Origin of the sequence: Sphingobacteruim zhuxiongii, from assembly GCF_009557615.1 — a bacterium.
Classification (GTDB): domain Bacteria; phylum Bacteroidota; class Bacteroidia; order Sphingobacteriales; family Sphingobacteriaceae; genus Sphingobacterium; species Sphingobacterium zhuxiongii.
This window is the reverse complement of record NZ_CP045652.1, coordinates 1330898-1346646: the sequence shown is the minus strand read 5'-3', so window position 1 is coordinate 1346646 and position 15749 is coordinate 1330898. Positions and strand designations below refer to the sequence as shown.

Sequence of the window (15749 nt, the reverse complement as noted above, 5' to 3'; positions counted from 1 at the left end):
CTACAACGCAAATATTTGATCCATAATTACCCACTTCTCGCCTGGTTTCGCGCCTGGTATAGATTGCTGATACTTCCACATCAATCCCTCCCAAACCTGAACTGCAGGGTTCGAAGCATCCATCTCGTCTTTTCGAGCGAAATCAAATGATTCGTCTACTTCCATAATCATAAACAAACGATTCGAAAATCGATAAATATCCATGACCGTAATACCCGCATCTGTAATTGACTTCTTAATCTCTTCAGACACGGTCTTATGATGCTGTTCATATTCAGCAATCATCTGGGGATCATCAACTAGATCCAACGCTAGCGCATATCTCTTAAACATATACTATTATCATTAATGTGCTGCCGTCGTATTTATGCCGACAGACTTATTATTTAAAGCAAAAAGTGCCACCACTAAAAAACAGATAACGACGACAAAATAACCATATTGCATATTACCCGTTGCATCAGATATATAGCCAAGCAATGGCGGCAATAAAGCACCTCCAACAATTGACATAATAATCAAGCTGGATGCGGATTTGGTATCAGAGCCTATCCCAGTAACCCCGATAGCAAAAATCGTAGGAAACATAATTGACATAAAGAAGGCAATGGCAATCATTGCATACATTGTTATCACACCCGACCCAAATATGGTTACACAGGTTAATAACATTGCGATAACCGAATAGATGAATAACAATTTCGAAGGCGCAATGGAGCGCATCAAAAATGTACCGATAAATCTTCCGAGCATAAACACCAATCCAGCAACGCCCGCAAAATATTTAGCGTCTTGAGCTGAAATCCCGGATACCTCAGTTGCAAAAACAATTAGAAAGCTCAATACACAGACCTGAGCTCCTACATAAAAAAACTGCGCAAACACAGCCCAAGAGACATTCTTATGGCGCAAGGCCGAAAAGAAACCTGATTTTTCCTCATTCTCCTCCTTGGCTTCCGGAAGCTTAATCATCATAAAGACTAAGGCCGCAACCAGGATAATACAGCCTAGAATTACATAAGGTCCTTTCACAACGGCGGTCTCTGCTTGAATATAGTTTAATCGCTCAACCTCACTCAAAGCCGCTACCTGCGTAGCGTTCAATGGGTCTTCAGCAAGAATAAACTGTCCCCCTATGATCGGAGCGACAAACGCGGCCAAACCATTGAAAGACTGTGCAAAATTTAAACGTTGCGTAGCCGTATTTGGATCTCCCAACACAGTCATATAAGGATTTGCTGCCGTTTCCAAGATCGTAATTCCACAAGCAACAATAAATAGAGCCGATAAAAAGAAAACGTAGCTCATTGTATTCGCTGCAGGCACAAACAAGAAACAGCCAATAGCAAATAGAAGCAATCCGATTAAAATGCCTATCTTATAACCATAACGCTTCATAATGATCCCCGCTGGAATTCCCATGACCAAATAAGCGATAAAAACAGCAGAGTCGACAAGCGACGCTTGTAAATGACTAAGGCTAAATGCGCTTCGTAAATGGGCAATTAAAATTGGATCAAGATTATGTATAAATCCCCAAAAGAAAAACAAAGACGTTATTAAAACGATTGCTACAGTATTATTTGTCTTACTCATATAATATGGCTATAGATTGGAAAGTCTAATTACGGTAATTATTCTAAACAATGGATAAAAGATTTTACCCAACTTATAAACAATATTAACATAGATTCCCTTGTATATTCGAAAAACTCTGAATAAATTGGTTAATTATGATAATTAAACACTTTGCTTTACCGAAAGAACCGAATCAAAGTTTCCAAATTCGTCGCGATTATACCCCAAAGCATCAATTGATTTGGCATTATCACGAAGAATTGGAGCTGATTCATATTATTAAAGGGGTCGGCACCTTGTTTATTGGAGACTGTATAAAATCCTTTCAAGCAGGAGACACCGTTTTAATCGGTTCACAGATTCCACATTATTGGATGTTTGAGAAAACATATACGTTGGATGAACAAGTCGAACCAATAGACTGTATCGTTTTACATTTCAACAAGGATTTAGGAATTAACAATATTTTGAATGCCCCAGAAATGTTGGGTATTAAACATTTAATAAGCCATTCTAGTCGTGGACGTTATTTATCTAAACGGAATCCGAATCGCATTCCCTTTCTTACCGAGCGTACGCTCAGCAGCAGTGGGCTTAGTAAGCTGACTTCCATGTTAGAATTGATGGACTATTTCGCGCAGCAAGAATCAGAGACGCTAACTAGCGAGAATTATTCAATCTTAAATAGTTCCGACGACCAAGGCCGGATGAACAGCCTGATGGAGCATATTCGCAACAATTATAAACAGCGTATTAAACTTGAAGAGCTGGCCTCAATCGCCGGACTTACCGAGAACTCCTTCTGTAGGTATTTTAAACAGAAAACGGGAAAAACACCGGTACAATTTATTACTGAATTACGCATCAGCCATGCATGCACGCAACTGCGAAATTCAGATTTCTCTCTTAAAGAAATATGCTACGATTCAGGCTTTAATAACTTCGTTAGCTTTCATAAAAATTTCAAAACGATCACAAAAATGACACCTACGCAGTACAGAACTGGTTAAAGTCAGACCAGAAAATTGAACAATTACATCAGCAATTGGTATCGCTTTCAAAACATGACTAGTTTAAAAACATGGCTAGCTTGAAAAAAATATCAAATCCCTTAATAACAAAAAATCCTCTTGTCTTTCAACAAGAGGATTTTTTTTATACCCCATAGGATGTCTTACATCTAATGTCTAAAATCTAATATCCAAACAACACTATCCCTTACTATTATAGTTTGGAGATTCTTTAGTGATTTGGATATTATGTGGATGAGACTCACGAAGTCCTGCTCCAGTAATCTTGACAAAACGAGCACCTTGTAACTTCTCGATCGTAGCAGCACCACAGTAGCCCATTGAAGCACGTAAACCACCAATATATTGGTAAACAACTTCCGCTAATGTACCTTTATATGGCACACGCCCAACAATACCTTCAGGCACTAATTTTTTGATATCGTCTTCCACATCTTGGAAGTAACGGTCTTTTGATCCTTTTTCCATTGCTTCGATAGAACCCATTCCGCGGTAAGATTTGAATTTTCTTCCTTCTAACAGAATTGTTTCTCCTGGAGCTTCTTCAACACCCGCAAAAAGCGAACCTGCCATAATCGTATCGGCACCCGCTGCAATTGCTTTCGCAATATCGCCAGTCTGCTTAATACCACCATCGGCGATAAGGGGAACGCCTGTCCCTTTTAATGCTTTAGCAACTTCGTATACCGCATATAACTGTGGAACACCAACACCTGCAATAATACGTGTCGTACAAATTGACCCTGGACCAATACCTACTTTTACAGCATCAGCACCAGCATCGGCTAACATCTTAGCAGCATCACCTGTTGCAATATTACCAACGATAACTTGCAAATTAGGATATTTCGCTTTTACTTCTTTTAGCTTATTGATTACACCTAATGAATGTCCATGTGCTGTATCAATGGTGATTACATCAACAGAAGCTTTGACTAATGCATCAACGCGATCAAGTGTATCATGTGTAACGCCTACCGCAGCACCAACTAATAAACGACCGTGTTCATCTTTTGCTGCATTTGGATAGTGTTTATATTTTTGAATGTCTTTAAAAGTAATCAATCCTTTCAAAACGCCATTTACATCAACAACTGGCAGCTTCTCAATTTTATGATTCTGTAAAATCTCCTCAGCTTTGATTAAGTCTGTTCCCTCGGGTGCAATAACTAAATTTGTTTTAGTCATTAACTCACTGATCGGACGGCTCATATCTTTTTGAAAACGAAGATCTCTGTTCGTCACGATACCAACCAATTTATTCTCTAAATTGATTACAGGAATACCACCAATCTTATGTTCACGCATAATTTGGAAAGCATCACCAACCGTTGCATTTTCTAATAAAGTAACAGGATCTTGAATCATACCACTTTCGGAACGCTTTACTTTGCGAACTTCTGCAGCTTGTTCTGCGATAGTCATATTCTTATGTAACATTCCTATTCCTCCAGCTTGCGCAATGGCGATCGCCAAATCTGCACCAGTTACAGTGTCCATCGCAGCAGACACTAATGGAATATTTAACCTTATTTTTTTAGTCAAGAAGGTACTTGTATCAACGTCACGCGGTAAAATCTCTGAATATGCAGGGATTAATAACACGTCGTCGTAAGTAAGGCCTTCGGATACGAATTTTTGTGGATCTAATTGCATAGCAAATATTATGGGGTTATCTATTTGCAGGGCAAAATTACGAAAACTTATCGAAAACTAAAACAAAGTTTCACTAATTACAATAAATCGACAATCGAAAATAATTGACAGCCTTGCATATTTATTCAAAAATAATTTAACACAATTTAACTTTGGCAAGCTAATTGCATTGATGATGAAAAATTAAAGTTTAATTAACATTATAATCTATGAAAAAGACCTTACTATCTTTAGCAGCTGCAGCAGCTTTAGCTTTTGGTGCAAACGAAGCACAAGCTCAAACTCCTTATAAAACCGCAATCGGTCTAGGTATTGATTTAGGTGACGGTCCATCTTTGTTCGGTCCACAAATTAAACATTCATTCGGTGGTGCAAATGCTGGTCAAGCACAAGTGTTATTCGGAGATCACTTTACAGTAGTTGGTGTTGACTACTCATACAACAGACCTTTCGCTGGAACTAACGGCTTAGGTTGGTACGTAGGTGTTGGTCCTCAAATCGCTTTCGCAAATGATGATTCTGCATTCGCTATCCGTCCTGCTGCTGGTTTAGAGTTCAAAATTCCTTCAGCTCCTTTAGCTATGCACTTCGATTGGAAACCTTGGTGGAACCTTTCTGACGAGTCTAACTTCGAAGCTGGACGTTTCAGCTTAGGATTTAAATTTACTTTAAGATAATTTAAAATAAATCAGAAAAAAATGGGTTGATTCTAATGAATCAACCCATTTTTTGTTTGCATCCAACATGCAATCATTCTATTTTTTGCTAATCAACGATCACTCTCCAAAGAATCACAATAACTCCTTTTGAAACTTCTTCGGGGTTGAAGCCTAGCTGAGCCCCACCTGAAGCATAGCTCATCCCTTTATACTTGATATTGAACGCTTCAATAGCGTTCTAAATATAAGTCAGCTAAAAAGAAATATTCAATTCTTTTGTATCCGTTTGTTTTACCATTCATAACACAAATTCGGTAACAAGCTAGTGACTAAAAAAAGTGCCCTTATTGGGCTAAATATGATGTATTAAGAACTAGAGAATTAGCCAAATTCTGTATAACAAAATTTTCGATATTAAGTTTGTCAATTTGTTTCGTTTCTCTAATTTTTTTATACCTTTGCGAATCTTGGTAAAGTATTATTAAGCTTAAAAAAACAGAACTAAATCATAACTTATTACGAATAGACAATGCAGAGTAAAGGGCTGATTAAATTTTTGGTGGTAGTGGTTTCCTTAGCGTGCCTATACTCCCTATCATTTACTTTTGTAACACGCAAAGTAGAAAAAGACGCTGCGGAATACGCGAAAGGTGACATGGCAAAAGAAAAAGCCTACCTGGATTCCATGGCAAGTGAAGAGGTTTATAACCTAGGAATTGCAAAATTCACTTATCGGGAAGCGAAAGCAAATGAACTTGCTCTTGGTTTGGACTTAAAAGGTGGTATGAACGTTACAATGGAAATTGCATTGAACGAACTTATCGCAAACTTGGCCGACAACCCGAAAGATGCTAACTTCAATAAAGCATTAGAAAATGCTGTTGCGAAAAGCAAAACGACAAACACTTCATTAATTGATTTATTCCTTAGCGAATACAAAGCAACAGGTGCTGGTACGCCGATCGCTAGTTTCTTCGCAACGAAGGATAACTCAGCTGCAATTCAAGCAGGAAGTTCTGAAGGCGAATTGAAAAGTTTCTTGAATAAAGAAGCAGACAATGCGATTCAAAACTCATACAAGGTACTTCGTACGCGTATCGATAAATTCGGTGTTGCTTCTCCTAACATTCAAATTCAACAAGGTACAAACCGTATCTTAATCGAACTTCCAGGTGTTAGTGATCAACAACGCGTTCGTAAACTATTACAAGGTTCAGCGAAATTAGAATTCTACGAAACGTACAACAACGTACAGATTTATCCATTATTGGAAAACATCAACGGTACATTAGCGAACTCATTAAAAGGCGACAAGCCTGCTGTTACTGCGGATAGCACGAAAAAAGTTACTGCTGACAGCACTGCAAAAGAAGAGAACTTATTGGCAAACTTAAACGCTAGTAAGACCGATTCAGCAAAAGATACAACAAACGCAGTAGCGAACGCTACAGCTTTAGCAAACAATCCATTATTTGCGATTTTATCGCCTTCATTCTATCAAGCGCCGAATGGTCAAACGCAGTTAATCCCAGGATCTACTGTGGGTTATTCGAACTTGAAAGATACAGCGAAAGTAAATCAATATTTAGCGCGTCCGGAAATCAAAGCGATTATTCCTGCAGACTTAAGATTATTATGGGCTGTTAAACCAGAAACACAATCTCCAAATGTATTAGCTTTACATGCCATCAAAACTACTGGTGCTGATCATACAGCAGTGATGACTGGTGATGTGATTACAGATGCGCGTCCAGGTTCTGATCAACAAACAAATAAGCCGATCGTATCCATGGATATGAATGCAGAAGGTGCTCGTCAATGGAGACGTGTAACTGCGCAAGCGGCTCAAAACAAAGATGCGATTGCCATCGTGTTGGATAATGTAGTTTATTCTGCACCAACAGTAAATGAGGAGATCCCTAACGGTAGTTCATCGATCTCTGGTAACTTTACTTTCGAGGATACAAAAGATTTATCAAACGTATTAAAAGCAGGTCGTCTTCCAACGACTGCGAAAATCGTTGAAGAAGCTGTTGTTGGTCCATCATTAGGTCAAGTTGCTATTGATTCTGGGGTTAACTCTTCAGTAATTGGTATTATCGTGGTAATGATCTTTATGATTGCTTACTACAACCGTGCGGGTATTGCTGCTAACATTGCTGTATTATTCAACGTATTTTTCTTAATGGGTATCTTGGCATCACTAAATGCGGTATTAACCCTACCGGGTATTGCGGGTATTGTATTAACGATGGGTACCGCGGTCGATGCGAACGTACTGATTTATGAACGTATGCGTGAGGAATTGAACTTAGGTAAATCAATGCGTCAAGTTGTTTCTGATGGTTACAAACATGCATTACCTTCGATCTTAGACTCACAAATCACGACTTTCTTAGTAGGTGTAATCTTATTCTTTACTGGTTCAGGACCTATCCAAGGTTTTGCGACAACTTTAATGATCGGTATTATTACATCGTTATTCACTGCAATTTTCATCACTCGTTTGATTTTCGAATACATGTTGAGCAAAGACATGAAAATCACGGTTTCATTCCCTTGGTCTGACCACACGATGAAAAATGCGAACTACCAATTTATTAAGAAGAGAAAATTATTCTATACAATCTCACTTATCGCTATCGTAATCAGTATCGGTGCTATCCTTACTAAAGGCTTCTCATACGGTGTTGACTTCCAAGGTGGTCGTACGTATACGGTTAAGTTTGATAAAGCCGTAGCTGCAGAACATGTACGTGAAAGCTTAGATAATGTATTTGGAACCACAACAGAGGTTAAAACTTTCGGTAGTGAGAACCAATTACGTGTTACTACTTCTTACCACATCCAAGAAACAAGCGATGATGCTGACCAAGAAGTATTAGCAAAATTAAACGAGGGATTAGGAAAAATTGACGGTAAATATGAGATTCTATCGCAACAAAAAGTAGGACCTACTATTGCTTCGGATATCCGTGATCGTGCGGTATATGCAGCGATCTTATCAATCATCGTAATCGCAGCTTATATTCTAATTCGTTTCCGTAAATGGCAATATTCAGCAGGTGCTGCGATTGCTACTATTCACGATGCGATTATCTTGTTAGGCTTATTCTCAATCTTGGATGGTTTAGTTCCATTCTCTTTAGATATTGACCAACACTTCGTAGCGGCAATCCTAACCGTATTAGGTTACTCGGTGAATGACACGGTGGTTGTATTTGACCGTCTACGTGAATACCTAGCGAAACCAAATGCGAATCAAGAGAAAATGGATACAACAATCAATAATGCGATCAACTCGACATTAAGTCGTACCGTGATTACTTCATTAACTGTAATCTTCGTATTAGCTGTGTTATTTGTATTCGGTGGGGAAGTTATCCGCGGATTCTCTTTCGCTATCTTAATTGGTATCGTCGTAGCAACTTACTCTTCAATCTTCTTAGCTGCTCCGTCTATTTATGACATGAGCGCTGGAAAACACCTTGCTGATTCAGCAAAACCAGAAGAAAAAAAACAAGCTAAAGTTATCGCTTAAGCTTAAACATAAAACAAAAAGCCCGGTTAGGATTCTAATCGGGCTTTTTTGTTTTATAATAAACAGTATCCGTTAATTACAAGCTCTTGCTACGTTCAGTTTGGAAAGTAGCATAATGAATTGGTCTAATAATATCGGATCGCCTGTTTCGCACGGTAATCGCTTCTTCTACTGTTTCTAGCGTTTTAAAAACGAGCAAAAGCATTACGGACCGCTCCCTCTGTCAGCTATAGGTCTAAATGCAATCAAGAAGCGACTAAATACTTTTAAATGCTATTTCGATTATCTTATTTTTCTTAGTTTTACATTTTACAAAATCAGATATGAAAACAAAGTTCTTAATTCCCATTCTTGCTATCTCCTTAAGCACCGTTGCTTGTAATAATAATTCCACGACAAAGCAGGAAACTGCTGATGCACATGCTGGTCATGATCACAGCGCCGCTGGACATGAAGGGCATGATCATTCGCAAACAGCAACTACACAGGCAACCGCTCCGGAACAAACAGCAGTAAAGGCGCCAGTTTTAAGTATTCCTGATTTTAATTTCTATAAGGTAAAATCTGGTATTGCATTTAGTAAAGCAGATATCAAGCCTGGAAAGAACACGGTATTCATTATGTTTGACCCTTCATGTGGTCACTGTCAGCATGAAACATCAGCACTTTCAAGCAATTATGCAAAGATTAAAGACATCAATGTTTACTATGTATCGATGAATGATCCGGCATTAATGGCTAATTTCTTTACTTCCTTCGGTAAGGAGTTAGAAGGTAAAGCGAATGTTGAGATGCTTTATGATAGAAATCAAGATTTCATTCAGAAATTCCATATTCCAAATCAATTCCCAGCAAATTATGTATATGGTGCGGACGGTGCATTAAAAACATATTGGGAAGGTGAAAAACCAATTGAGGAAGTAATTGCAGCATTTACAAAATAATGAGAATTGCCATTAATGGATTCGGTCGTATTGGTCGACATACCTTGCGAAACTTACTAAATCGTGAGAACGCTGCTATCGAGATTGTGGCGATCAATGATTTGGCAGATACGGCAACACTTGCTCATCTTTTTAAATATGATTCGGTGCACGGCCCCCTTCATCGGGATGTCAAGCATGATGATCACCATTTATACGTCGATGGAAAGAAGATTCATATCTTCAATTCGAAATCGCCATTGGAGCTTCCATGGGGAGATTTGAAAATAGATGTCGTTATAGAATCTACCGGACACTTCGTCAAGGGAGCACAGGCAGAGCAACACATTCAAGCAGGTGCGAAACAAGTGATTATTTCAGCACCATCGCCTGATAGAGAAGTGCCAACCGTGGTCTTGGGTATTAACGACTCGGATTTTGACTGGTCAACACCTGTCTTCTCCAATGCATCTTGTACTACCAATAATGTTGCACCACTAATTAAGATATTGGATGCAAATTGGGAAATCCAAGATGGCTATATTACGACAGTGCACTCGATGACCGGAGATCAGAATTTACATGACGCTCCGCATCGCGATCTTCGCCGTTCTAGAGCCGCATCAGCCTCCATTATTCCAACAACAACGGGAGCCGCAAAAGCAATAACAAATGTGTTTAAGCATTTGGAAGGAAAACTAGGTGGTGCAGGTATTCGCGTTCCGGTATTGAATGGTTCGCTAACCGATTTCACATGTACCCTCGCGAAGCCAACAACTGTAGAGGAGATCAATATGAAGTTCAAAGAGGCAGCGGATAATGAACTTAAAAACGTACTGTATTATACAGAAGATCCAATTGTTTCTGTAGATATCATTAATAACCCTTACTCATGTGTATTTGACTCGCAATTGACGAGTATCGTGGGTGGATTGGTAAAAGTAGTTGGTTGGTATGACAATGAGTTTGGATACTCCAACCGTTTAGTTGATTTATTAGAAATATTAGCTAAAAAATGATACGCTTTATCTCATTACAAGACACATTAGCCTTGCGTAGCTTAGTGCTACGTAATGGCTTAGCAGAACAGGAATGTATCAATCCACAGGATTTACTTCCAGAAACCTTCCATCTTGGCTACTTTGATGAAAACAATAAGTTGGTTTGCGTCTTAACCTGTCAAAAAGAGCGGCATCCTAAGCTTCCACACGAAGCATATCGATTGCGCGGCATGGCTACACACCCTGAAGCGCGACGCAAAGGCTACGCGAAGCAATTGATGTTAGCAGCAATGGAACATATTAAGAATCAATTGCATGTTCCCTATTTCTGGTTTAATGCGCGCGAAGTGGCTTATCCTTTCTATGAAAGTTTAGGTTTTGAATATATGTCAGACGAATTTGATATTCCAGGAATCGGCCCCCATAAAGAGATGTTTAAGCTCTTGTAATCCATTTTACATCTCCCCCACTACACCTATTCCAAATAGCGCAAAGTCGTACTTGACGGGATCTAAAGGGTCTAATTCACGCAAATTCTCCGTTAGCTCTAGGGCGGTCTTCCAATTTACCTTATCGCTTTGTATTAATCCAAATTTTCGAGCGACACGTTCGACATGCACATCACAAGGGCATATTAAATCACGTGGCTCTAACGTGTTCCATATTCCGAAATCAACGCCCCTATTATCTTTTCGAACCATCCAGCGTAGAAACATGTTCAGGCGTTTACAACTTGACTTTTTGAGCGGCGAACTAATATGTTTTCTGGTTCGAATAGGAAAGTCGGGTAAGGAGAAAAAATAGGATCGAAAGCTGATTAAAGCCTGTTCCACTCGGTTAAAGTCTGAAGTGAAAGGAGCTTGGAGAAATGCATCTTCCAGGGAATCATAGCGAAGATAATGTTGCTTAAAGAAGGATATAAAATAAAGCAAATCTGTGTCGTTGAACGTTCGGTGCTTAAACTCCAACAGCTTCTTTAAGTCTTGTTCTTGATGATTTAGAATGAAGTCGTGCGGTGCATTATCCATTCGCTCAGCTAACTCAACACACTTATTTATGATTGTTTTTCGCTGCCCCCAAGCAAGGATACTTGCAAAGAAACCCATAATCTCAATATCTTGCTTTTTACTAAAGCGATGTGGGATGCTGATTGGATCGGAAGGTATAAAATCGGGGGTGTTAAACTCTTCAACCTTTTTATCTAAGAAGTCTTTAAGCGATAAGTCCATGAGAGCAAAATACATAAAAAAAGCAACCGAAGTTGCTTTAATATTATTTGTTAATTTCTTTCCAGATTAAATCTTTCAGTTGCTGTATATTCTTTCCGGTTACCGAGGAGATAAATACATGCGGCATTCCTTTCGGAACTTGCAACTCCATTTCTCTTTCCAATTCCTCGTCTAACATATCAGACTTCGTAATGGCTAGTAGTTTTGGCTTATCCAATAACTCGGGATTATATGCAGTTAATTCATTCAATAGGATCTCATATTCCTCCGCAATTGTACGATCAGTATCCGCGGGTACCATAAACAGTAAAACGGAGTTTCGTTCAATATGACGCAAGAAACGATGCCCTAATCCCTTACCTTCTGAAGCTCCCTCAATAATTCCAGGAATATCAGCCATAACAAATGATTTGTTATCACGATAACCTACAATACCTAAGTTGGGAACAATCGTTGTGAAAGGATAATCTGCGATTTCTGGCTTCGCTGCAGATACGACAGAAAGTAAAGTTGACTTTCCTGCATTTGGAAATCCTACTAAGCCAACATCCGCAAGGACTTTTAACTCGAGGATAATCCATTCTTCTTTCCCTGGCATCCCTGGTTGCGAAAAGCGTGGGGTTTGCACGGTCGAAGATTTAAAGTGCCAGTTACCGAGTCCTCCGCGACCACCTGCTGTTAAGATTTTAGTCTCACCATCTTCGGTAATCTCGAATAAAACTTCACCCGTTTCGGCATTTTTTGCAACTGTACCAAGAGGAACTTCTAATATTTCATCTCTCCCTGTTGCCCCAGAGCGTAATGCTGAACCACCTGGATCACCACTTTCGGCAATAATATGCTTGCGGAATTTTAAGTGTAAAAGTGTCCAGTGTTGTGTTGAACCTTTTAATATAATATGCCCACCACGGCCACCATCGCCTCCATCAGGCCCACCTTTTGCCGTGAATTTATCACGGTGCAAATGAGCTGACCCTGCACCTCCATGTCCAGAGCGACAGCAAACCTTTACATAATCAACGAAATTTGACCCCTGCGCCATTAACCCTCTAAATTTATTTTATTAATAACGATCGATAACCGCCGTTAGGTTATTGAAGATTTCTTCAATATCACCGATACCATTTACTTTAGTCAATTTATTTTGACCTTCGTAGTAAGGAAGTACGTGAATTGTTTTTCCGAAATATTCTTCGATTCGTTTTTTCAATTTGTCAGCAGCATCGTCTGCGCGTCCAGATATTTCCTGACGCTTAGCAATACGCTGTGTTAATTCTGTTTCATCAACATCTAATGCTACTACCCCTGATATTGCTGTATTATTTGACTCTAAAAAAGCATCTAGCGCTTCAGCTTGTGCAACTGTACGAGGAAAGCCATCAAAAATAAAGCCCTTAGCGTCTGGATTTTGTTTGATCTCTTCTTCTAACATTGCAATTGTGATAGAATCAGGCACCAAATTACCGTCAGCAATAATTTGACTTACTTGTTTTCCTAGATCAGTTTGATTTTGAATGTGTGCACGAAAAATATCACCTGTTGAGATATGGTGTAATCCATATTTTTCGATCAATTTAGCTGATTGAGTGCCTTTTCCTGCTCCTGGAGGTCCGAATAATACAAGGTTTAGCATAGTTTGTTGTTATTTTTATTTTTCAAGATAAAAAATAAAAGCCTAATTCCGCTTAAGAATTAGGCTTCCTTTCAGTGCGCTCAAAGGGAGTCGAACCCCTAACCTCCTGATCCGTAGTCAGGTGCTCTATCCAATTAAGCTATGAGCGCGGCAACCATTACGTCTCGACTTAGTGCCTTTTCTGTTTTGGTGATGCAAATATACGGAAATTATCTGCCGAGCAAAACTTTTTTTTACATTTTGAGCTAAGTTCCATGTATTGAGGAAAATAAATTTTACGAGTATGCAGAGCATCGATTCCAGACAGAGATATCAGTTTTATGATGGGATTCAAGAACAACCTTTCCTGCTATTCATATATGCTAGTCGAGTGTTATCGAAACCCCATTAAAAGATTTAGAAAGCATTTGGATTATAGCGTATAGGATTAGGTCATCTTCGATTTTATGCCAAAGTAGGTTCACTAAGCAATTTCAAGAAATACCTATTTCTGCAATAAATCAGTGGGAATGCTTTTAGTGTATTTTCGAAATTTTGAGGGAAAAATGTGCGCTCAAAGGGAGTCGAACCCCTAACCTCCTGATCCGTAGTCAGGTGCTCTATCCAATTAAGCTATGAGCGCATTATTGGGAACGATGTCCCTTTGTGGTGAGGCAAATATCGTGACTTTTTTATTTTTTCCAAATCCTTTTTTAATTTTTTAATTCATTTCAAAACTATCTTTTCTACATATTGTTGATTTTAATATATTTACAATTATGGCGGAACGTATAATTAAGAGCAATAAAATTAGAGTTGGTGATTTAAGTATTGCCTATCACATTAAAAAAGCGACAGAAACTCCCGAGAAAACGATCATTTTTCTGCATGGCTTCCCCTTCAATAAAAATATGTGGCGTGATCAACTGGAGAGTTTAGAGGATAATATTACCGGTATTGCTGTGGATATTCGAGGACATGGTAATAGTACCAAAGGTCACGGTTTCTTTTCGATTGATGTTTTTGCGAAGGACTTAGGTGCTTTTATGCGGAAGTTAGAGATTGAGAGCGCTGTACTTTGCGGTATTTCTATGGGCGGATATATTGCGCTTCGCGCTTATCAGCTATTTCCGGAGAAGATTAGTGGATTGATTTTATGCGATACACATAGTAAGGCAGATGACAACGCAGGCAAACAAAAGCGCTTTGACGCTGTTCAAGCTGTATTACAACATGGACGCCGCCCCTATGCTATTGGTTTTATTGGCAATGTCTTTTCTCCTCGTTCTGTAGAGGATAAACCTGATGCTGTTGAGTTAATCAAAAGTAGTATCCGAAGGAATAGCATATCTTCAATTTGCGCCACCTTGCTAGCTCTGGCCGCTCGAACTGACACCACAGACGTATTGGCTGATATCAAGGTTCCAACACTTGTTATTCGCGGCAAAGAAGATAAGATTACCCCTGCTGAGCTGATGGGGGAATTAGCAAAAAAGATTAAAGGAGCGACTTACTTGGAGTTTGAACACTGCGGACATCTTCCTAATTTGGAAGACGTTGAGAAGTTCAATCTTAACATGAATACTTTTTTACAAGAAAAAATATAAGTTTTACATATAAAAATAGCGGAGGAACGATTACAACGTTCCTCCGCTATTTTTTTTGATTTATTCCTTCTTTTTATAGGATGATGCCGGCACGACACGATCGGTCAATGCTCTACCTTGCGCTATGAGATTCTCGGCTTTATCATAATCCCAGAGACCTGCGATATTGTGCGGTATATTGATAACGTAGTCCGGTTTATATAATTCCACAGAGAGTTGCGCTAATTTCCTGCGCATAACGAAATAAGCTTCTTGGAGCATCCCAATTGAATTCAAAGGCTTATCAAAAGGAATAGCGCCATATCTTGCACTTGGCTTTCCATCCAAATTGACTGCAACAATTATATTTCGACGCTTACGCTTTACAAAATTTATTGGTAAGGGATTAACGACGCCACCATCGACTAAGCTTATATCATCAGCTAAAACACTAGTAAATACTGCCGGGATAGCGATAGATGCGCGAATAGCTTTATAGACTGAACCCTTATCAAAAACGACTTCTTTTTCATTTTTAATATCTGTAGCAATCGCTCGAAACGGGATATCCATGTCCTCAATATTCTTGTCGGGAAATATATCTTTTAGGGATTCAAAAACCTTTTCTCCTTTTAACAAACCAAACTTTGGATTGGTAAAATCCAACAGCTTAAATATTGTGGAGCGATTAATAGATAGCATCCATTCCTCTAGTTCGTTTAATCTTCCCTCAACATAGGCTGCGCCAATTAGAGCGCCAATCGAACAACCGACTACCTCATCAATTTCATATCCTTTTTCTTCTAAACTTCGTATAACTCCAATCTGTACTAGACCTCGAGCTCCCCCACTACCTAACACTAAAGAAACTTTACGCTTACTTTTCAGAATGTTCATAGTTAAAGTTAAATCTATTTTTTCTGATTGTAAAAT

At 39.0% G+C, this 15749-nt stretch carries 14 protein-coding genes and 2 tRNA genes; 7 read left to right on the top strand and 9 right to left on the bottom strand.

Annotated features, from left to right (window positions below):
- Positions 1 to 333: an L-rhamnose mutarotase gene (locus tag GFH32_RS05885; RefSeq protein ID WP_153510190.1), complete on the bottom strand. Its 333-nt coding sequence runs from the start codon at positions 331 to 333 to the stop codon at positions 1 to 3.
- 12 nt (positions 334 to 345) lie between these two features.
- Positions 346 to 1596 (bottom strand): L-fucose:H+ symporter permease, encoded by a 1251-nt coding sequence (gene fucP / locus GFH32_RS05880; protein ID WP_153510189.1) that lies wholly within the window; start codon positions 1594 to 1596, stop codon positions 346 to 348.
- 137 nt (positions 1597 to 1733) lie between these two features.
- Here fucP and GFH32_RS05875 point away from each other — a divergent pair, with 137 nt between their 5' ends.
- On the top strand, positions 1734 to 2588 hold the full coding sequence (locus GFH32_RS05875) for an AraC family transcriptional regulator (protein ID WP_153510188.1): 855 nt from the start codon (positions 1734 to 1736) through the stop codon (positions 2586 to 2588).
- A 201-nt stretch (positions 2589 to 2789) separates the two neighbouring features.
- Here the strand turns inward: GFH32_RS05875 and guaB are convergent, their stop codons facing one another.
- A complete protein-coding gene (guaB, locus tag GFH32_RS05870; protein ID WP_153510187.1) occupies positions 2790 to 4265 on the bottom strand; it encodes an IMP dehydrogenase in 1476 nt (491 codons plus the stop codon).
- Positions 4266 to 4474: 209 nt separating this feature from the next.
- Between guaB and GFH32_RS05865 the strand changes: the two genes are divergently transcribed.
- From GFH32_RS05865 to GFH32_RS05845, 5 genes are all read left to right on the top strand, one after another.
- Positions 4475 to 4942: a hypothetical protein gene (locus tag GFH32_RS05865; RefSeq protein ID WP_153510186.1), complete on the top strand. Its 468-nt coding sequence runs from the start codon at positions 4475 to 4477 to the stop codon at positions 4940 to 4942.
- A 511-nt stretch (positions 4943 to 5453) separates the two neighbouring features.
- Positions 5454 to 8465, top strand: coding sequence for a protein translocase subunit SecDF (secDF, locus tag GFH32_RS05860; protein ID WP_153510185.1), 3012 nt, complete (start codon positions 5454 to 5456; stop codon positions 8463 to 8465).
- A 323-nt stretch (positions 8466 to 8788) separates the two neighbouring features.
- Positions 8789 to 9409 (top strand): peroxiredoxin family protein, encoded by a 621-nt coding sequence (locus GFH32_RS05855; protein ID WP_153510184.1) that lies wholly within the window; start codon positions 8789 to 8791, stop codon positions 9407 to 9409.
- Positions 9409 to 10407, top strand: a complete 999-nt coding sequence (gene gap / locus GFH32_RS05850) for a type I glyceraldehyde-3-phosphate dehydrogenase (RefSeq protein WP_194285675.1) — start codon at positions 9409 to 9411, stop codon at positions 10405 to 10407. Before GFH32_RS05855 ends, gap begins: the two co-directional genes overlap by 1 nt.
- On the top strand, positions 10404 to 10838 hold the full coding sequence (locus tag GFH32_RS05845) for a GNAT family N-acetyltransferase (RefSeq protein WP_153510182.1): 435 nt from the start codon (positions 10404 to 10406) through the stop codon (positions 10836 to 10838). Before gap ends, GFH32_RS05845 begins: the two co-directional genes overlap by 4 nt.
- Positions 10839 to 10844: 6 nt before the next feature.
- On the opposite strand, the gene GFH32_RS05840 is transcribed toward GFH32_RS05845, so the two are convergent.
- The 5 genes from GFH32_RS05840 to GFH32_RS05820 form a co-directional block, all read right to left on the bottom strand.
- Positions 10845 to 11618, bottom strand: a complete 774-nt coding sequence (locus GFH32_RS05840; RefSeq protein ID WP_153510181.1) for a TIGR02757 family protein — start codon at positions 11616 to 11618, stop codon at positions 10845 to 10847.
- A gap of 43 nt (positions 11619 to 11661) precedes the next feature.
- On the bottom strand, positions 11662 to 12660 hold the full coding sequence (obgE, locus tag GFH32_RS05835) for a GTPase ObgE (RefSeq protein ID WP_153510180.1): 999 nt from the start codon (positions 12658 to 12660) through the stop codon (positions 11662 to 11664).
- A 21-nt stretch (positions 12661 to 12681) separates the two neighbouring features.
- Positions 12682 to 13251, bottom strand: a complete 570-nt coding sequence (locus GFH32_RS05830; RefSeq protein WP_153510179.1) for an adenylate kinase — start codon at positions 13249 to 13251, stop codon at positions 12682 to 12684.
- A 75-nt stretch (positions 13252 to 13326) separates the two neighbouring features.
- A tRNA-Arg gene (locus GFH32_RS05825) sits at positions 13327 to 13400 on the bottom strand.
- A 399-nt stretch (positions 13401 to 13799) separates the two neighbouring features.
- A tRNA-Arg gene (locus GFH32_RS05820) sits at positions 13800 to 13873 on the bottom strand.
- Positions 13874 to 14009: 136 nt separating this feature from the next.
- On the opposite strand from GFH32_RS05820, the gene GFH32_RS05815 reads away from it, so the two are divergent.
- A complete protein-coding gene (locus GFH32_RS05815) occupies positions 14010 to 14837 on the top strand; it encodes an alpha/beta fold hydrolase (protein WP_153510178.1) in 828 nt (275 codons plus the stop codon).
- A gap of 60 nt (positions 14838 to 14897) precedes the next feature.
- On the opposite strand, the gene GFH32_RS05810 is transcribed toward GFH32_RS05815, so the two are convergent.
- On the bottom strand, positions 14898 to 15713 hold the full coding sequence (locus GFH32_RS05810) for a patatin-like phospholipase family protein (RefSeq protein ID WP_153510177.1): 816 nt from the start codon (positions 15711 to 15713) through the stop codon (positions 14898 to 14900).
- Positions 15714 to 15749: the final 36 nt, after the last annotated feature.